The sequence below is a fragment of the Gammaproteobacteria bacterium genome, assembly GCA_029882975.1.
In the GTDB taxonomy this organism is placed as follows: domain Bacteria; phylum Pseudomonadota; class Gammaproteobacteria; order SZUA-152; family SZUA-152; genus JAJDNG01.
In genome coordinates, this window is the sequence record JAOUJW010000026.1 from 23054 (window position 1) to 43571 (window position 20518).

Genomic DNA, 20518 nt, shown 5'->3' on the forward strand with positions numbered 1-20518 from the left:
GATCTGGTCCGACGATTTACATTCAGTGTTATCACTCATTGAGAGTTAAGTAATAAAAAATCAATTCTCATTGAGACTTTACTGATGCTCAGCAGGGTTGGACGGTAGGCGTTTTTTGTACGCTAATACGCCAGACATCCTTGCGGGCTTCCTTGTCTCGCTGAACCAAGCGCATTTGCTCCAAAATCTTTAGGTCTTCTGCAACCGTGGCGTCTTTGGTACCCGTTAACTGGGTACACGTTTTCTTATCGATTTGTTGATACTGTTCCAAATACACCAAAATGCGCGACAGGCGAACCGCCGGACGAATCTTGTCGCCTCGTGCCTTAAGACGGGTTACACTTTTTGCAAACGTTTCTACTATGCCGGGACGTTGTGATTCCATTTTTAGCAAAATTTCTTTTGCTTCCAACTCAGATGGAGGAGATTCTTGGCTGGCCCAAACAGGCGACTGCCCGTCTTTCCCACTACCGTTGCACATGAAACCGTTGTCCAATTCCAAAATTCTACAGACACGAGAGTTTTTGGGTTCAATAGCAGTGGTAAAAACCGGCGATGTAATAATACCCACCCAATGATGATACTCGGGACCGCGATCCAGTACTTGCTGCATCAAAGTCCTGATCGTTTGGCTGTTATGAACCGGTTGTTTTGCCATGGATGCAACCAGCGATAACAGCGCCCTCAGTGACCGAACATTCCCGTTAAACGGTAACTTGAGTCCGCACAGCCATCGAACAACTTTATAGGATAACTCTCTGTGTTTATCCGAACCTTCATTACACTCATGCCAGATGGTTTGCGCTAATGCGGGTATATCAGCGATGCGCTCCCGCAGTGGAGCCACATGCAATACTCTGTCCTCGAAACGATAAATAAAGTCCTCGCGCCACTTTTTTTCTTGCATCAAAGAAGCGATATCCGCGTTGGTCGCAAACATAAGCCACACCGTTGTCTTGCGTTCACTTGTTTCCCCCAAACGACTAAAACGGGCTGCCTGCCCCCTTGCCGTGGACATGATTCGCAGCAGTGCGCCCTGTACACCTGGAGGTGCAGTGTCGAAATCGTCAAATAGCACAGCGCCATCACTGTAGGTTTCCAACAAACCGGGACGATCCTCATAGGCGTCAGCATAAGCTCCTTTCTTATGGCCAAACAACTGATCCTGCAGTAAATTCTCGGTTAACCAGGCGCATGCTACGGCCGTGAATTTATTTTTTTTCTCTCTGGAGCTTGCTTGAAATATGGCATTGGCTGCCATTTCTTTACCAACCCCGGACTCTCCCAATATTAGGGTAGGCGTCCACGGACCATGATGCCCCTTGGACAGACGACTAATCTCAGAGCGAAGCCGGTAACCTGCCGTACTCAAGCCCACCATTGGGTGATGCATATACAAATCTCTGAGAAACGCAACAATGACATTCTGATTCTGCTGATCCCAATGTAGAACTACTTCACGCCAATTGCATATGTCTATCGTTTGATCGCTCAGGTCCTCCTGCGCAATATCGCTTAAACACCAGAAATATGCATGATCGGACAGCATTTCAGGTATTTCCTCGTACTGTTGCAACAGGTAGCGGGTTAACAATATTTGTCTGCCGACAATGATGAAAGGCCGGCCTTGCCAAAAGGCCTGATCTAAATGGTGTTTATCAAGATGGATGAATTCTATACCAGCGCATACGGATTTTAACGCGTCTTTCAAAGAGGATAACCACAGTACGGAAGAATGACAATTGTCTTCCAAATAATAAACAATCAGCGAATGATTGTTCGGACTGACACTCTCCATGAGCCATACTCCCCCGGCAGTTGAAAAACGTATTTTTCAAAACACTGCCTCTTACTGTACCTTCAAACCTTCCACTTTACAGATCTTCTTCCTTCATCCGGGCTAAACAACCCAAAACAGCGTTCTTCAACAGCACCTTACTTTTAACCGAGCAAAGTACCAAACGCCTGTCTTTTTCGCTGCAAGGTTCAAAGTAGTCAATAGCTTCCTGAGAACCAAGAAACGCGGACCACAAAATAATGTAACTATCCGCTTTAATATTATTCTTATGTTCGTATGTGTTTTCTTTTTCCTCTGCTCTGATTTTCTCATAGACTTCTCTACCCGCCAAGTCCTGATCATCATCAAACAAATCCAAAATTACCAGATCCGGTCGCTGCTGGATATCCAGCGGCCAGGTAAAATCTCTTGACGTCTTGGTATCCAACGTAAACCCGGATTCCTGTTCCGCTGACCTTACTACACTAAGCGCCCGATCCAACTGGGTCTGGTAATCATCGATAATCCAAACACGGAAGTTCACGCAACACTCCTAGGCTTGACCGGAATAGGAATTCGTAATTCGGTTTGTCCATTGCTAACGATAGAGACACGAGACTTAAAACTGTACCAAAGTAAATCGCGAATCAGCGATAAACCCTGGCCACTGGCTTTCCCGGCACGTGCCCAGTTTTCCAAATCCTTGATGGGGCTGGGCATTGACTCCAATCGAGCCCTATGGTCCCGAGCAATGAGAATGTTCGACTTGATACACAAATGTACCTTTCCCCGAACAGTATCAACATAGAAATTCAATCTGGCTTCATTATCCTCGGTTGTACTTTTATAAGTATTAAATATCCATTCTTGTAAGACTAACACCAGAATGTGACCCAAGTAGGGTACTTCCCACTGGTGCAAATCGGAGTGCATCTGAACCTGCGACAACTTGGTTTGTTTTGCCATTGCAGCATAGAATTCCTTTCTTGCACCATCGACGGCCATTTCTGTAATCTCCAGCAAGTCCAGACTCACTGAGCGTCCGCTGAGATCCAGGCAAACGTTTTTCACCATGTTGGCAATATGATGGTTGTATTTTTGCGCAATATGCGAACCGTAGCTCATCAGCTTTTCCTCCAATTCCTCCGGAGGAACCTCTATAAAGTCTATCACGGCTGCTCCATAGGCACTTAACGTTGAATGATATTTACCTCGAAACAGCAATAGGGCCAATATTTGTCGCCGTTGGCGTAGAGACGCCTTATACAAAAAGGCCATCACGATCAAAAACAGCAGAACAATAAACACGGCCAATACCGGCCACATCGCAACGCTGCTATCGATTAAGCGTGTCATGGGGTGAATTTTTTTGTTTATAGTGTATTGTGCTAGTTCAGCCGCATTTTTTATTCGAATGTCGGCCAATCCATCGTCGTTACCTTGGGCGATACGCCTCCATAAAAATTGCATTGCTTCCAGATTCTCCAAGGTCTCCACCTGATTGGGCCAATCCGCCAATTGAGGATAGCTTTTCCGGTTTAACATGGCCTGGTCAATTGTATTGAGAATTTGTTGCCGTGTCTGATCTGACATATCTAAAGTATGTAATAGTTCGGAAACGCCAAAATCGGGAAGATTTGCCGGTAGATAGCCATTTTGAGCCAAATGGTTAAGGTGAGCCGTATCGCTCACCAGGAACCGAACTAACTCTGATGCCAAAAGCCGCTCTCGGCTGTTTTTGGTGACCATAAGTTCCGACCCGCCTTGAAACGTCACCGGTAAGGCGGCTATGCCCAAATGATCTTCAAACGCAATTTGGCCACTGCTTTTAGGGTACATCCTTTGAAACATTTTTTCCCAATGTTTCAAAAACCCCACGGGCTCTATGATGGCGCGATACTTTCCTTCTATGAAAGATTCAATGGCCTCCACATGCCCTACCTCCGGAAACCCAATCACACGGACAGGTTCGTACGGGTTGGCTGCCGGAACGGAGGCTCTCTTTGCAATCAGACGAGGCACCTCCAGAGCCGTTTCGGTATTGAAATGGAACATGTTATCGTCAAAGAGATTTCCTCCGCCGCCCCATACCAATGGAGCGTAATCGTGAATCAAGTTCAGCGTCAAACCGATTGGCATCACTAGAAACGCTCGAGTTTCACCCGGATCTTGAAGCTGATACCGATAAAATTGATCCAACAAGTGGTCCCAGGTGCTGCCATTGATGTAAATCGGACGCGCTGAGGTTGTGTTTGGTGTTTGTCGCCAGTAGTACAGCAACCGCAGATCGTAGGTATATGGGACGGAAAACCTCTCAATGCTTTTTTGCTCAATCTGATGGGTTCTTTCGTATTGTTCAAAATACGCTTTCCATGTAGAGCCGATTTGCACTACGTCCGGCATTTGAAATTTCTCTACGATTCCATGGCCCAGCAATGCCTCGTTAAGTGAGGCAAACATTCTGCCCCATTTAATAAATCTCAGCTTCAGAACCACTCCCTGAGTTTGGGCAAAGCGTTTAAGTGCCGATAATGTGTGCCTCTGAGAAATAATCGTAGACCAGTTGGGTTCGGCAGATTCCGGATTGCGAATGAACAATTGATCTCGTAACACGGGAACTGTCGTATTGAGCACGGTTATTGAGTTACCCACGCCGAATTCCTGATTGAAACGATCCAGTTCCTGTTGTGAGACTGTATGAGCAACAGAATCGTCACGAACCAGCGGTATCAACCAAACCACCAGCTCACTGGCGACGGCGTGAACCGGAAGCATCAGGACCAATATTAATAATTGCCGCTTAACAGAAAACCGTCTCATTCGATGTTTAACTACGTATGCCCACTGAGCTTCGCCCTCGTACGCTTTATCTACTGCCGCTGATACGACGACGATAGACAAACACAGACAACAGCAGCAAAAGCAGGAACGGCTCCATTGCAGTGCGTCCACCATCATTGGAGGTTGTGGCTACCGGGTCCGGTACATACTGATGCCAATAGGGGTTATAGCCCAATTCAGCAAACAGATACCAGGATGTCGCCCCTACATGCAATCGACTGAAATATTCCCAGTTAAACCCGGTAGTGACACCATCATGCGATGCGGCAACAATCCCGCGACCATCGGTATTTACGGCCTGGGTCTGAGCTTTTTGTATTTCCGAACGGTAGAACCTGCTGGAGTTATCGCCGTTCATTCGCAAAGCCAGAGCCATTTGGGCACTTCCCTCAAACCAAACCCCATCCAGCTCACTACAGTTAAAGTCGAATCCGCTGAAACCATCACGACTCAAGGCACAATTGTTTTTGGCCCACACCAAACCTCGGCGAATACGTAAATCGTCCGGAATCGCCATCACGGCCCAGGCTTGAATATCGACGGGTATATTGTCTCTGTTGACAGTCACACCATCATCACCTGTACCCGTCCAGAAAAATCCTTCTGTATTGTTCCACATGGAATCCACCAATGTTTTTGCATGCTCGGCGCGCTGCCGCCAAACATCATCCCCGGTGATGAGGAACAAGCGTTGAAACGCCGGGTACAAATCGATGTTATGTTCTGTCGCCTTGTAAAGCAATTTTTTGGGTGGTGTGGTATTGGTGGCTGTCTGTTCCCAGCCTTCATAGCCCCCCATATACCCACCGGCCCCCCGATCATCGCGAGTGAATTGCTCAACCCAATCTCCCATGCGCTTGGCGGATTCCAGGTAGCGAGTTTCACCGGAGACTTCGTAATAGGTGATCAACGCGAGCATAGCCCATGCGACATTTCCGGTGTGAGTGCTGACATTGAATTCGTCCTCATACCATTGCTGGGCCTGGATGTCCCACCAACCCGGAAGTTTTGCCGTACTGGGTGCGGGATCGTACAAATCGCCGGACATATAAGCATTTCGTAACCGGCCGTCATTGTAATGGCGATCATTTTCCTGGGCATACACTAACGCATCGGCCAGCAATCGAGCTCGACTCAAGTCATCTTCACTGCCGCGTGCAATATAGGCCAACATAGCCAAAGCATTGTCATAGACGTAAGCGGTATTGAGTAATGGAAATTCTGTTTTGTTATCCAATATGGTGAAGCTTTGCAGGAAACGTAGCCTGTCCCTGCGGTCTACATCGTATTTAACTTCATCGATATAGAATATAGGGTCGTTGCGTACCAACCAACCAAATGGACTGACAATATGGGTCAAATCCAGACCTTCCAGCGGAATTTCATATCGTGTCCAATCCGTGCTGAGCGATAAAGTCCCGGTCGATGCCTCCGGTTGCAGGGAATCCGGGTAGGTTCCGACCACCCCTCCTGCAACGAACTCGACCGGCTCATTACCCAGTTCACCCCTGGCGTAGAAGCTGACTTTTGTGGCACCACTAAGATCGAACCCGGCAGCTGCGAGATTGGCCCAGTTACTATCGGGTTGCAGCCAGCGAATCCCCACCCAGGACGGTAGGGCGGTTTCCCATATGTTCTTAAAACAGGTTAAGCCGCTATAACAATTCACTTGCCATTGTGGGTCCACTTGCAGGATGTCCGTGTATCCCATCCACCCGGAAGGACTGGCATGGTTAGCGCCGCTATTGAAATCGGTATAGATGTGAAAACTGGTATGGTACTGGTCCATAGTGGATGTGAGATAGTCGAAAGCGCGACTGGTCGAATCGGCACTCAGATCCAAAACATAAACCATACGTACCCGCTCGGTAGCATGATTTCCGGCTGTGTCACTAACGTTGAAAGACAAACGGTAAGAACCTGGAACGCTGCTATCAACCAAACCCCGGGTCACCACCCTGGCGCTAATATCACCATCTCGATTATCCGTTGCACAAACCGGCTGAAGCACATAAGGTTGCCCTATTTGCAATATTTGAGTATTTATCCCATTCAAATCGATTACAGGCACGGTTTCATCATACGGTGTATTTCCATTGAAATACTCCAAAATTGCCAGATCGGTTTTTACATAATCATATACTTTCAGTTCGTCGATTTGACTGCGTGAAAAACCGTACCATCCAACCCATCCGACGCAAAAGTTACCGGCCGGGTTAGGGTTGGAACCGGATACGATACCATCATAATTGGATTTACAAGCACCATCCCAACATACTTTAAAATTGGTTTGTGTCCCTTGGATTTGCCAAACTGCAGTTACCAGGTGCCAACGATCGTCATGGGCAATGGGTGCCGGTCCCCAGGCTTGATCGAAACTGTTACTGACATTCTTCACTTCCATGATGATATGATCAGCATTCTTAAATATCCCTCTGCTGTTCGCAGAACCCAATCCGCCAATATCAAAAAAACCCAAACGATTGGCGTTAGGTGTCTTGACCCAGAATTCCAGCGTTCCCTGGCTCAGGTCCAGGTTACCTTGTAGGGGATAACAAACTCTGGTGGAATTAGAGAAATCGGCTGCATTTCCCACCACTCCGGGAACAATATTCGGCCAAGCAGATCCCGCAGAAGCACCATTAACTTGCATTTGATCGAGGCTGTCAAAACTTTCGTGAAACAACAAAGTATCGGCCTGCGTAACCTGCATGCTGAGGATTAAATAGATAGCGCAAGACAACTGGATAATTTTCATTCACCCCTCCTTCCCTTGCGTTGTTGGTTTTGTCGTTGGTTTTGTCGTTGGTTTTGTCGTTGCCAAACTCAACGACTAAATTGCGTTATTTTTTTCATTCAATATTCCTGTAACGCAAAAGCAAGGCCAGCTTACTTCATGGGGTCGGCCACTGTAAATGGTTGATTTAATGGAAATCACTGGTCCGTGTGATCGCATAACACTCAACCAATAACTCTCAGTAATACATTGCCATGTATTACTGAGATTATAGAGGTTTGCCCTACGCGAGGTATGTGATGATAATCTGTCGGTACGGGTCTGTAAGAAAAACGGATAGACGGCAGTTTTGTTATAATCGTGAATTTTTCAGGATTCTAATTAGTAATACACATTCGCCGCCATGATATCCTCCAGCTTGATCGGGTAAGTATACTCGCCCCCTCCAACATAGGTTTGGATGCGAATGGTCTTATCGTCCACGCTGCGCAGAAATCCTTTGCGTTCACCATAGGCGGTTTGTACTTTGATGCCCTTACCAAGATATTTCATCAACTGGGATTTTCTAACCGGCAACAAGCTCGCCTGCTTAACAATAGGCTGGAGACTGGCAGCCGTAATCGGTTCCGGCAATTGACTTTCAACCTTAGCCGGCACTTTATCTTCTTTGTCGGCTTTGTTTAAGCTTTCAGACGCATCGGCAACCACCTCTTCGTTAGTCCAACGAATGGTTTCCATATCGATATCTGCACCATTGATGCTCAAATCCATTCCCAACATACGCATCGCATCAGACGCCTTGTAAAACTTCAAGCTAGTGAGTGAAATGTCGTCAGTGGGTTTCAAGCTCAATTGCAAAACGCCACCTTCTTTTAAGTAACGACTGTATGCCTGAGCCAGATTTTCCGGAAAGACGGCCCCGAACTTGCGCGACATACCGTTTAAGTTGGCCTGAACATATTCATCTAATGAGCCGTTGTTGTTGGCCGCGCAATAATTATTACGGCGTTTATAGTAGCTGGAATCCGCCATTTTTAGTTTCAGCCGGGAGATGGTCGGTTCTTTATCGGCTATCTTGGTGAGCAAATTGCGATCCGGGTCAATTTTAAAATGCAGTTCCAGTTCAGCATTGCCCATATCCTTGGTATTGATCTGGCCGACCATTTTGAACTTATTGGTAAATTCGCTATGGTTAACCTCGAAGCGAAAATCGGCTTGAACTTTGGTGTACCCCATAACGAGATAATCATCGAAAGTGAACATTTCGGAACCCGTACAACCGATGGCATCCATATTTTTGAAATCCATTTTTGATTCCCGTGCCGCCGCCTGCTGATATTGGGCTTCACTGAGCAGCCTGAACATATCATACTTAAGATTGGTCTGCAGATTACTCACTTCCCAAACAAATCTCTCGGGTGGGCGCTCCATGGATTTACGAGTCAATTGTAACAACTCAAGAAAATTATCAGTGCTAAGCCGGAATTCTGAAATTGTGATTTCACCGGGAGCCAAACGTGGTTTTATAACGATGTCCTGAATACCAATGTCACCGTCTATCGTACTGAATACGGAGTCATATTGGATGTCCACAACCGACCGGATTGGCGCGATGGCCTTATCAAGGCTCGACTGAAAATTGTACAAAATATAACCCTTTACCGCACCGTACAAAATTACTGGCACTATCAAAAGTTTGGTAATGGACATAGTTGATTCCTCCTCCAAGGAATTCGATCTGGGGCGTCAGAAGAAACCTGGATACTGATAGTAGTAGTTATATAGAAATGCTAACACAGAGTTGGAATTTTACACAAAGTGATCGCCTTTGTTTAATTTTTCCGGCACTACTTAACTCTACTTATCACTACTTAAGTATCTTTGTAGGTCATATCAGTACATCAATTACCGAAAAATAGTCGTGATCTCCATCGGCACTCAAAGTAGAATGCCAACTTCCTTTTTTCCATGAACTTAATAACGCTTTAGATAGTTTACTTTAGTTTTGCCGGTCAACTCGAAGTATTAATATTTTTTGCAATCCCTTCTGTAGTTGTTGTCGTAGTCGTTTTTTACTTATGGAACCTCTGATTAATTCCTGAATGGCGAGGCGAAAAACGCAGGGAATATCGGGAATATTCTCAAGTTTTTCAACGAAGCAATTGACAATTTAGGCCTCATATATGCCATTCACGGAGTTAATCAGAGGTTCCTTAACTAATAATCAGCTGTATCTTCTGTGGAGGAGCTTTTTGTGACAACCATAAAAATACCTATGAAATTGGGGGCCTTTGCTATTGGTTTGTGTTTTCTTACCACCGGTTTTGCCCATGAACCCAGAGATAATGTGGCCGACGGTGCCTACAACATCGTTGTTGGCTACAGTGCAGAGCCGGTATATGCCGGTGTGGCTAATGGCATGGACCTCACTATACGCAATCCGGACGGCAGCGCTGCGGATGTTCAAGACATTGATTTGGATATTACGGTGTTGTATCTGGAAACAGATGCGATGGATTCGAAAGTCAAAGCCTCTGCATTACTTACCGGTGAATTGAGGCGTAATCGGTCTACACCCAATAATTTTGACATTGATTTTATGGCTACGCGGGCCGGAGCCTATGGCTTCATCATCAAAGGTATGATTGATGGTAATATGATTGATGAAAAATTTGTTTGTGGCGGTGGATCGCAAAATCCTGAGGGGCGATCTTTTGGCTGCACAGGTTCTTTGCAGAAATTTCCCGGTGGCAAAAAGCACAGGGATGATGACTGATCTGTGCCTTTACAACATCAGGCGGATAGGTTCCTCTATCCGCTTTTCCAACCAGTCATGGCAGGTGCCAGTCACTATAACCCTTTGCCGGATTCCCTCTATCAAGTAATTAAAAAAATCATTAGAGCAGTACACAATGCGATAAGCAAGGCTTGTAGCCCGGACATAAACCAATGGCTACCGCTTACCCGACCCAGAAAAACGCCGAGAAAAAATATGCAAGTAAACGATAAACCAATTGCGCTGGTAACCGGGTCTGCGGGTAAAGCTACACCGCGCTGAGCCATCCACAAAGGTGAAATAATGAACAAGGAAATCAATAATGGGGACAAACCGTTTATCAGACCCACCCACACCGGTACCCAGCGAGTTGCCTTAATGTGATCGGATCCGCTAAGATCGTTTGCAACCATTGCGTCTTGCAAGGATTTGAGATCTTTTTGACGCTCAGCTTTTTCACTCAAATACGCGCTGGTAATTCCACTCATCGCCAACGCGATGGCAGCCCCAACACAGGCGGGAATTACAATATTGAGATTTACACCCTTGCCCACATAGAAACCCAACAATAGCCCCAACATGGTCAGTGCGCCGTCAAATCCGTTAACCACAAAGTAGCGTCGGGAAATATCTTCAACCCGGGTTATGGCAAACAAGCGCCGGATGGTTTTAAGACTGGTCATGAACGCAATTAAATTTCGTTACTACTATCAGGAACATTGACCACATCCACACCATCCACACTGTGTAATGACCCACCCATTTGGCTGATAACAGCGACAATTTCATTCATTTCAAGCACCGGTGCTTGAATAGTGATTTCCAATGTCTCCGTCTTTTCGTCCATTTCAACGACTTTCAGTGCAACATGCGCCTCGTTGATATGTGCTGCTATTGTCCGGGCAAATTCCAGACTGTCCGGTTGATGTGGTTTTAAAACATCCAACACCAACCGAGTAACCCGAACCATATTCCTACCTCCTTTTTTGCCTGCCTACTGACACTATTGGATCAATTCCGACTCCAAGCGATGCGTAACAAAACATCTTCCTTGCCGTAATGATATTGAATTTCTCCGCCATGGGCTTTTTTAAGTGCTGTTCCTACTCCCCGAGCCAAATGGGCATCGGTGAACTGCACCTGCAACTCAGAGTCCACTTCCCGCATTGCCATCACCCGTTTTAAGGGATGGTTCAATTTCTCTCGGACCTCATAATTGTGTATTAAATTGATTATGTCTCGTTTGTGTGTCTCAACGTAACCGCCCGACAGATTCAAATAGGCAGCCGGTACTTTATCTCGTATACGGGAGCAGGCCGGGCAGTAGTGGTGGTATTGTATTTTCTGAAATCTTTCCCAGGTCCAGTGTCCTCGCGAATAAACCGCGTAGCATTGCGGGCATTGGGTGGCGCTTTTTAATTTCAGTTTGGAATGGTAGGGATCATGTTGCAGTTCCTTTATAAATCGGTCCCGGCGTACAGTATTTTTTCCAGGTTTATCAATCACATGCATAACGGTGTCTCCGTTACTTGTTGACCTTGTTATAAGTATGGCACAGAGTGGAATTTTTGACCTGTTTTCGATCAATCCACCTGTTTCTATTTCTTTTAATAATTTCACAAAGTGAAATGATTCGTTGTAACTGTTGACCCAATGTCACATTGTTCCGGGTTCATGGTATTACAGATATTTTGCAATGTTGCGTTCAAGCGGACCACATCCTATCCCGATAAATAACACGAATAATCAACTACTTTCTAATTCCGGGACCATTGGCTGTATTTGCAGGAATCCGCGGGAGGTGACATATGAAAAATTTGAAACTGATCGTAATTTCCGCGATAGTCATTTTAAGCTTTGCGCACCAAGTCCACGCCAAAGCGACATACACTTTTGGCATCGTACCGCAACAGGCAGCCGGAAAATTAGCACGTTTGTGGAGTCCTTTTTTGGACTACCTGAGCAGAGAAACGGGCCTTTCCTTTCAATTTGCCACAGCGAAAGACATCCCGACTTTTGAAAATCGATTAGCCAAAAGCGAATATGATTTTTCGTACATGAATCCCTACCACTTTGTATACTTTAATGAACGCGCCGGTTATCAGGCCCTGGTAAAAGCGCAAGACAAGAAAATTCGAGGGATTGTAGTGGTGCACAAAGATAGCCCCTACAAAAAACTGTCCGACTTAAAAAATCAACACTTAGCCTTCCCCTCCCCTAACGCTTTTGCCGCCAGCATACTGCCTAGAGGCGAACTGGAAAACCAACAGATTCCATTCAATCCGGAATACGTTTCTTCACATGATTCAGTTTATATGAATGTGGCGCATAAAACCTTTGCAGCGGGCGGTGGTGTAATGCGTACTTTTAAGAGCTTCAATCCTGAACTAAGGAAACATCTGCGAGTGCTCTACAAAACCAATGGCTATACTCCACATGCGTTTGCGCATCATTCCAGGATTCCTAAAGAGCACATTACCCGAATATCCCAAGCCCTACAAAAAATGCACACCACGACAGAAGGAAAACAACTATTAGCCTCTCTGAAGTTAAAAGGTCTGATCCCGGCCAAAAACAGCGATTGGGATGACGTTAGAAAACTGAAACTTCAATAACTAACGTGAAACCATGATAACGAAAGAAAACCAAAGTGTCATTCCGACTTAAAACCATACTTGGCATTGCCGTGATCGAAATTCTTTTGGTCACCATGATCATTTCATTTGGTTTAACCTGGCTGAAGGAATCCAACGAATCCTCCTTACACACACAAGCGGATAATATTTCCCATTTATTGGCTACGACCGCCAAGGATGCAGTCATTTCCTACGATGTTGCCACTCTGGACGAATTTCTAAACAACCTGCATGAAAAAAACGGTGTTGTATTTGCCCGTGTTTCGGGAAAATTCGGTGTACTGTCAGAGGTAGGCAATATTGAATTGTTACAGGAATCAATAGACAATCCTAAACTAACTCATAGCCCAAATATTCCTATTGTCCATGAACACAATCACAAGCACGAAGCAAATGATAAACATATAGAAAAACATCTCATATACAAGGGCGTACACATTGTTACGGTAGAAATTGCTGAGGGCGGCAGCGTATATGGAGAAATTTCATTAGGGTTTTCCAACGAGCATATTAGTGATTTAATAAAGGATGCCGCCCAAAAAGTCCCTTTGATCGCCTTAAGCGGCATTCTGTTGTCTGCCCTGTTTTCGTTCGCACTGGGCACCTATTTAACCAAACAACTGAGCCTTCTACGCAAAGCGTCCGTAGCAATACGCGAGGGCCAGTTAGGGGTACAAATAGATGTCAAAGGATCAGACGAATTAGCCGAGACTGCACGTGATTTCAACAGTATGTCGAGCAAACTGGAAACCATGTATGCAAACCTGAACCAAACCTTGAAAAAGTCTCAAGATCTAGCGATTGATTTACAGGAAAGCGAACATTATACCAATACGATTATCCACAGTGTGGCCGACGCAATTATTTGCACCGATACCAACGGGCTGATCGAACGAGTTAACCCGGCATTTTGTAACATGTTTGGCTATTCTGAAGTTGAAATCATTGGAAAAAACGTCAGCGTATTGATGGCGGATCTAACTGAAGAGAAACATCAAACCTATCTATCCAATTTTCTCGCAAAAACGAATAGGCAATCCACCGTTCTGAATTCGCGCCGTGAATTTACCGCCAAGCGAAAAGACAATAGTCAATTTCCTATCTCGTTGGCTGTTAAACCGGTCCAGCTCATTGACGAATTGATATTTGTTGGCTTGATCCAGGATACAACCACCTACAAAGAAGCGGAACACAAATTGATTCAAGCTAACAAAGAAGCGATTGCAGCCAGCAAAGCCAAAAGCGAATTTCTTGCCAACATGTCGCACGAAATTCGCACGCCCATGAATGGTGTTATCGGTATGCTTCATTTGGCCGGAAAAACCAAGGATGATAGCCTTAGAGAAAAATACATTCATACTGCAATCGGTTCTGCTGACATTTTATTAAACATAATTAATGACATATTGGATTTCTCCAAAATCGAAGCCGGCAAGCTCAACCTGGAAAATATCACTTTTAATCTACGCAAAATCGTTGAAGACACCGCCGACCTTTTAAGTCAGTTGGTGCAATCCAATAAGATTGAAACCGTATGCTTTTACGACTTTAATATTCCAGACCATATTTTCGGTGACCCTACGCGCATCGGTCAGATCCTGATGAATTTGTGCAGCAACGCGGCTAAGTTCACCGAAAAAGGCTGCATCAGCATTTCCGCGACCTCGAAAACAAGTGGGTTTGATTCCTGTTTGATACGCTTTGAAGTTACGGACACGGGCATAGGTATAGAAAAAAATGTCAGCGATAAATTGTTTTTGCCCTTTGAACAAGCCGATGGTTCCACCAGCCGAAAATACGGGGGAACCGGCTTGGGGCTGAGTATATGCCGGCAACTGGTGGATATGATGGGGGGTAAGATTGGTGTAGATAGCGAATTCGGGAAAGGGACTACTTTTTGGTTTGAAATAGACTTTAAAAAAGATTTACGGGAAACATCTTATTCACCCGCCACCGTTAGCGGCAAAACGGTACTTCTAGTGGATGACAACCGCACCAATGTGGCGGTGATGTCCACCTATTTGAGGGGGGTGGGATTTGAGGTACTGGAATGTCTGGACGGAAAACATGCGATTACTCTAGCCGAGGAGCTTAACCGAAAAAAAGTAGATATAGATCTGGTTATCATGGATATGCAAATGCCTGAGTTGGATGGCATGCAAACCGCAATTTTACTGCACGCCATCGAACAATTTCGATCTACACCTATCATGATGGTAAGTTCCCTGTGCCCACCCGACAAGATCGACTCCAAAACCGGAATTCGGCTATTTATGAACAAGCCCATACGGTACGAACAGTTTATTGAAAACGTATTTTCCCTGTTGGCTGATGATGCTGCAGCTGCAACCGACGATGCCACACCTGTTGATAACTCCGACATTCCGGCTGCTACGTTTGCCACTTCCGCTGCGGTGGTTCTGGCGGAAGACAATATTGTCAACCAGGAAGTCGCTATGGCGATGTTGGAATTTTTGGGGTTGAAACCTATTTTGGCGGAAAACGGCCAAGACGCGGTCAATCTCCGATTTGAGTCCCCGGTTGACTTCATTTTTATGGATTGCCAAATGCCAATAATGGATGGATATACGGCAACAAGCGAAATACGCCGCTTGGAAGAAGAACGGGGCCTGAATCGAGTTCCCATTATTGCTTTAACTGCCAATGTGATGGCTGATGATATTGAACGTTGTACACAATCCGGCATGGATGACCATATACCCAAGCCTTTATCCGAACAGCACTTAATTGAAATGCTGAATAAATGGCTGCCTCACTCAAACAAGGAGACAAATTCAATGACGAAACCCAATGCTAGTTCGGAATATGACAATATACCAAGGCTGAATACGGAATGTATAGATGACCTGTATTCCAAGGTGGGAGACCGGCTCCTGTCAATATTAGATAAATACAAAACTAACTCTGCGTCTTTACTGACACAGATTGATGATCATCTGGGGTCGGGTGACTTGGATAAAGTTCATGCTAATGCCCACACCTTAAAAGGCAGTAGCTTGACAATAGGGGCCAATTTGTTAGGGGAACTGTGCAAGCAACTGGAACAATGTACCAGGGATAATGACAGTGAATCGGCAACACAGCTCGTGACCAGAATTCACGTGGAATTTGCGAAAACATTGGAACTTATAGACACCCAGTTGGACGCCAAGAAAAAAATCGCTTGATCAGTCGAGTTAGACCGACTAAAACAGAACCGTACGAACCATCCTGATGGATGACAATCCTGTGCTACTGTCAGGCTATCTAAGATGCGAGTTGAATCATACAGGTTCTGTTTTTTTCTCTTAATTCCTGTATGAAACCCGCCGTATATTCCTGGTTTAGTTTCAAAGTTTCAATATCAACACTTTGCTTCAGAAACTCCTTTTTGTATAAATCGTGCTTTTGAACCGATTCCATATTTGCATCGCCCGTCAACGACAAAATTTTCAAATACACCGATTCCAAACTGGCTTGCGATATAGACACTGCATTAAACACCTCATCATGGAGCAGCAGCTCCAAAGCATAGACAATGCAGTTGACAGCATGTACCGCTTGCAACTCAGCCCCTGTAGCGTCTTCTTCTATTTGAGGGGTATGTAATAGGTGCTCGCCAATGTGTTGTTCAAAAACACCGTCGTCTACATCAACGCCGCAAAGCCGGTCAAATGCCATATCCAAGGATGATGTCACCCTATGATCCAGAGAATCACCGTTTCTGTCCATAAAATCTTTTAAACACGGCAAGTGCCTCTCCGCACACAATAACGCAAAAAAAACCCGACCTTTATGGTCCAATTGTTCCAGTTTAACTCCCAAATCGTGGCTACTAAAGTCAGAAGGCATATTATTCCGGTTCATTAACTATATGAGTATCTTTTACAATATGAATATCGCGTTGCGGAAAAGGAATTTCAATACTATTTTCCCGAAAGGCTTTATCGATGGCGAAATTAATATCACTAACCACATTGGTCCGTTCGTCAATATTAAATATAAAGCAACGTAATTCGAAATCCAGTGAACTTTCCCCAAAACCCAGGAATAATACTTTTGGATCAGACACATTTTGTCCAACCGCAACGGAGGGGTGGGCCTGGGCTATCTCCAATAAGATTTTTTGCACTTTTTCCGTATCCGTGCCATAGGCCACCCCAATGGGAACTCGAATTCGTCCCCGGGTATCGTACAACATCCAATTGGTGACCTGGCCGGAAATGAGTTCCGAGTTCGGGACAATAACATCGGCACGATCGAAAGTTTGTATCTGCGTGGAGCGAATGCGAATCCGCTTAACATAGCCTTCTGTGTTTCCTACCACAATCCAATCACCTGTTTTCACCGGCCGTTCGAACAACAAAATCAAACCGGACACAAAATTGTTAACCACATTTTGCAAGCCGAAACCAATACCTACAGACAATGCCCCGGCAATAATGGCTACATTCGTAAAAGTAATTCCCGCCACACCCAAAGTTACCAATATGGCCAAAGCCACCCCGATGTAGCCCCCCATGGTCACGACGGTTTCCCGCGCGCCAAGCCCCAATCGGGTTTTAGTAACCCACTTGTTTTCCAGCTGAGATTTAAACCAACTGTTTATCAGTATTAAAATGGAGAACGTGAGTACAGCCAACAAAATACGGGACGGCACTATTTTCAACGATCCGATAGTAAATCCTTCCCTCACCAACAGTAGTATTTGCGGTAGCAGTGTTTGCGAAAACCCCCAGAAAACCAGAACTACCCAAGCCAGGGTAATCCATAAGAGAGAATGAGATACAAACCGAAACCATAATTGTCCGGGTAATTCTTCGCCTTGTTTTAAACCCAAAATACGTCTGATGCTTCTATGATAGCGGCGCCGGCCCTGCTCCAGCCCATCGAAAAAATCCTGTAACAGCTGGCCGACCAACAGGCCAACGCCGAGGATTACGAGACTTCCGTACATCAAAACCAGGACGGTAAAGGAAAAATTTCGGTAACCGCTCCACTCGGAAACTAAAACTGCAACCAGAATAAACTGAATGAGTAGACGCACGAAAGAAGTGCCTGCAAAAGTCGGAAACTCGCCCAACAATCGAGTAATCCAAATCAGATTCAGGATAAGAAAACCCGCGTACACTCCTCGCGTCAGCAACACTGTGTGTTCCGGTAGACTCTGTTGCAGTAAAGTAGAAAATAACAAGTAGCCAACAAAAATCAGAATTAAAAATAACTCCAAACGCCGCGCCAGTGACTGCGCCGCTTTTGACGGTAAACTAAAGCACAGCACGGCTGGTGCCGGTGGCCACAGTAATAAACGAATCACCGCATTTATTAAAAATACCAGAGGTAAGCCATAGACCACCCATTCTACAAATGCGATTTCCTCTCTGCCACGGAACAAAACATATATGTAGGCAGCCACAAACAAGCTGGGCAATATGTAAGGTGCATAGTGGGAGAAACTAATACTAACCGAGCGATGGAAACAGGATGAAAAATCTTCGGTCCAGGAACGTTTCTCAGCCCAGCTGCGGCAAAATAAGCGCAAACTTACCCCCATTCGAACGCACGCCAAAACCGCCAGCAACAAAATTAAGGCATGCACCCCACCGATATCATTGAGGCCTGACTGGGAGGTAAAAAAACGTCGGGTGGAAACAAACATCTCCTGCAGTTTTTTAGCGCTGTCTTTTAACAATAACTCCGAAAACGTAGGGCCTTGGGCAAACAGACGTTTAGCGCGACGCTTTTTTATCTCCGTACTGACTACTTCCAGCAACTCCTGACTGAGTTGATTGCGAACCTGACAGTTCGCCAGCGTTTTTTCCACTTCCTGCTTTTCGCGGCTCAATGAGTCTCTTTGCTTGGTTACCTCAGTGGCTTCACCTTTCAAAGGTTCACTGATGGCTGCCAAATCCTTACTAATGAACTCTATTTTTTTTTGGGATTCTTCTATACAACGGTTGGCAGCGCTGGACAGCGCGTTTAACGACTTGGTCCATTGCGTCAACGCGTCTTCCGAGGCACGCTGATTTTTCAGGTCAGACTGTATGGCTTTAATGGTCTGTAAATCGCTGGGATCTCCATTCTCTTCGGCGTGAACCCCGGAGAGCATCCCAGTTAGCAACAAAACCAGCACAGCCAATTGTTGCGTCAATCTTGATAGTTGAACTATTGAAAAAGTTGGATTCGACATTATTTTGATTCTGCTATTACCAATAGTTAGTAGTATAAAAGCATTATCTCGGTTTGCCGAACTATTCGTGAAATAAATTATCTATACGAGCATGAGACCATTTCGAAAAACAGTGAACTTATCCAGGAGATAAATGAGGATGATTTCAAAACAACCCGCCTTGCGTGATCACTATCACAAGGCAAATCACAAAATAATCACTGCCCTGTGCTGGCTTTTACTATTAACCGGAGCCTCTGCCCAGGCCTCCTGGTTCGGTTCGAGTTCTCCCACCATTGCTCCCATGTTGGAAGAAACCATGCCCGGAGTGGTTAATATTTCAACAAAAACCACTATCCGTGCGCAAGAAAATCCCCTTTTTAACGATCCGTTTTTTCGACGTTTTTTTGATTTACCCCAACAGGAACCGCGCGAGCGTAAGTCTCAAAGTCTGGGGTCCGGCGTCATCATCGACGCCGAAAACGGCTACATCGCCACCAATAATCATGTAATCGACAAGGCAGACGAAATCAGTGTCACCTTACGCGATGGTCGTAGCTTTGACGCAAAAGTCATAGGAAAAGACCCCGAAGCCGACCTGGCCGTTCTCAAAATTCAAGGCGATAAACTCACCTCCTTAAAATTTGCCGACTCCGACAAAGCCCGTGTGGGTGATTTTGTAGTGGCTATTGGTAACCCCTTTGGCCTCGGTCAAACCGTGACTTCCGGGATTATCAGTGCCATGGGGCGCAGCGGTTTAGGCATAGAAGGTTACGAAGACTTTATTCAAACCGATGCATCCATTAATCCCGGCAATTCGGGTGGTGCACTGGTCAATTTTCAAGGAGAACTGGTGGGGATCAATACCGCCATTATTGGCCCCAGCGGTGGAAATGTGGGTATTGGCTTTGCCATACCCAGTAATATGGCTAAGGACATCATTGAACAATTGATCCAGCACGGTGAAGTCAAGCGCGGAAAATTGGGGGTGATGGTACAGCAACTGACACCCGATTTGGCCAAGGCCTTTGATATTCCCTTTGGCAAAGGTGTTCTGGTGAGCCAAGTCCAGGAAGGCTCTCCCGCTCACCGAACCGGTATCCGCCAAGGCGATGTTGTCATTGCTGTAAATGAAGAGAAAATCACTACTCCGGCCCAGTTACGCAATGCCATCGGCCTACAAAGGGTAGGTAAACAAATCAGCATTACAGTGTTACGCCATGGCAAGGAAAAGGTCTTCAATGTACGTATTACCGAGCCTGAAAACCATGCCAAAACCGAAGTGATGGAAGGTGATCAGGAGGTGGACAGTGACAAATCCAAGCGCCTGGCGGGAGCGTTTGTTGTGGAAATAGGTCCCGGCCACCCCTTGTACGGTGAAATCAATGGTTTGGAAGTTAAAAAAGTACGACGTAACAGCCCTGCAGAAAAAGCCGGCCTGCGTCGTCATGACATTATCGTATCGGTTAACCGAAAACCGTTAAAATCCATTAAACAACTGCGCAAAGCCCTAAATTCCAAACATAGTGTGTTGTTAAACATTCGCCGCGGTGACGGCGCTCTATTCCTTGTTGTTGAATAG

Annotated in this window: 14 protein-coding genes; 4 read left to right on the top strand and 10 right to left on the bottom strand. The window is 45.6% G+C overall.

The annotated features are described in order from the left end of the window. Nucleotides 1-88: 88 nt before the first annotated feature. From OEY58_16765 to OEY58_16785, 5 genes are all read right to left on the bottom strand, one after another. Entirely contained in the window at nt 89-1798 is a 1710-nt protein-coding gene (locus OEY58_16765) for a sigma 54-interacting transcriptional regulator (GenBank protein MDH5327111.1), read from the bottom strand. Between the two features lie 76 nt (nt 1799-1874). Beyond that, nucleotides 1875-2321 (bottom strand): hypothetical protein, encoded by a 447-nt coding sequence (locus OEY58_16770; GenBank protein ID MDH5327112.1) that lies wholly within the window; start codon nt 2319-2321, stop codon nt 1875-1877. Beyond that, nucleotides 2318-4597 carry a hypothetical protein gene (locus tag OEY58_16775; protein ID MDH5327113.1) on the bottom strand — a complete coding sequence of 760 codons (2280 nt, stop codon included), beginning with the start codon at nt 4595-4597 and terminating at the stop codon, nt 2318-2320. The genes OEY58_16770 and OEY58_16775 overlap by 4 nt, the downstream gene beginning before the upstream one ends. Nucleotides 4598-4643: 46 nt before the next feature. Continuing rightward, the gene (locus OEY58_16780) at nt 4644-7376 is read right to left on the bottom strand and encodes a DUF5011 domain-containing protein (protein MDH5327114.1); all 2733 of its coding nucleotides are present in this window, start codon (nt 7374-7376) and stop codon (nt 4644-4646) included. A gap of 360 nt (nt 7377-7736) precedes the next feature. Continuing rightward, nucleotides 7737-9065 carry a hypothetical protein gene (locus tag OEY58_16785; GenBank protein MDH5327115.1) on the bottom strand — a complete coding sequence of 443 codons (1329 nt, stop codon included), beginning with the start codon at nt 9063-9065 and terminating at the stop codon, nt 7737-7739. 544 nt (nt 9066-9609) lie between these two features. Here OEY58_16785 and OEY58_16790 point away from each other — a divergent pair. Further along, nucleotides 9610-10131, top strand: a complete 522-nt coding sequence (locus OEY58_16790; protein ID MDH5327116.1) for a hypothetical protein — start codon at nt 9610-9612, stop codon at nt 10129-10131. 101 nt (nt 10132-10232) lie between these two features. On the opposite strand, the gene OEY58_16795 is transcribed toward OEY58_16790, so the two are convergent. From OEY58_16795 to OEY58_16805, 3 genes are read right to left on the bottom strand one after another with little or no spacing between them, the layout of a single operon-like run. Next, entirely contained in the window at nt 10233-10814 is a 582-nt protein-coding gene (locus tag OEY58_16795) for a hypothetical protein (GenBank protein MDH5327117.1), read from the bottom strand. A gap of 8 nt (nt 10815-10822) precedes the next feature. Next, on the bottom strand, nt 10823-11101 hold the full coding sequence (locus OEY58_16800; GenBank protein ID MDH5327118.1) for a DUF211 domain-containing protein: 279 nt from the start codon (nt 11099-11101) through the stop codon (nt 10823-10825). Nucleotides 11102-11142: 41 nt separating this feature from the next. Beyond that, on the bottom strand, nt 11143-11643 hold the full coding sequence (locus OEY58_16805; protein ID MDH5327119.1) for a BCAM0308 family protein: 501 nt from the start codon (nt 11641-11643) through the stop codon (nt 11143-11145). 296 nt (nt 11644-11939) lie between these two features. Between OEY58_16805 and OEY58_16810 the strand changes: the two genes are divergently transcribed. Both OEY58_16810 and OEY58_16815 read left to right on the top strand, forming a co-directional pair. After that, nucleotides 11940-12746: a phosphate/phosphite/phosphonate ABC transporter substrate-binding protein gene (locus OEY58_16810; GenBank protein ID MDH5327120.1), complete on the top strand. Its 807-nt coding sequence runs from the start codon at nt 11940-11942 to the stop codon at nt 12744-12746. Nucleotides 12747-12781: 35 nt separating this feature from the next. After that, the gene (locus OEY58_16815; GenBank protein ID MDH5327121.1) at nt 12782-15955 is read left to right on the top strand and encodes a response regulator; all 3174 of its coding nucleotides are present in this window, start codon (nt 12782-12784) and stop codon (nt 15953-15955) included. A gap of 79 nt (nt 15956-16034) precedes the next feature. Here OEY58_16815 and OEY58_16820 read toward each other — a convergent pair whose 3' ends face one another. Further along, nucleotides 16035-16619 (bottom strand): YjaG family protein, encoded by a 585-nt coding sequence (locus OEY58_16820; protein MDH5327122.1) that lies wholly within the window; start codon nt 16617-16619, stop codon nt 16035-16037. 1 nt (nt 16620) lies between these two features. Further along, entirely contained in the window at nt 16621-18957 is a 2337-nt protein-coding gene (locus tag OEY58_16825; protein MDH5327123.1) for a mechanosensitive ion channel, read from the bottom strand. Between the two features lie 139 nt (nt 18958-19096). On the opposite strand from OEY58_16825, the gene OEY58_16830 reads away from it, so the two are divergent. Continuing rightward, on the top strand, nt 19097-20518 hold the full coding sequence (locus OEY58_16830; GenBank protein ID MDH5327124.1) for a DegQ family serine endoprotease: 1422 nt from the start codon (nt 19097-19099) through the stop codon (nt 20516-20518).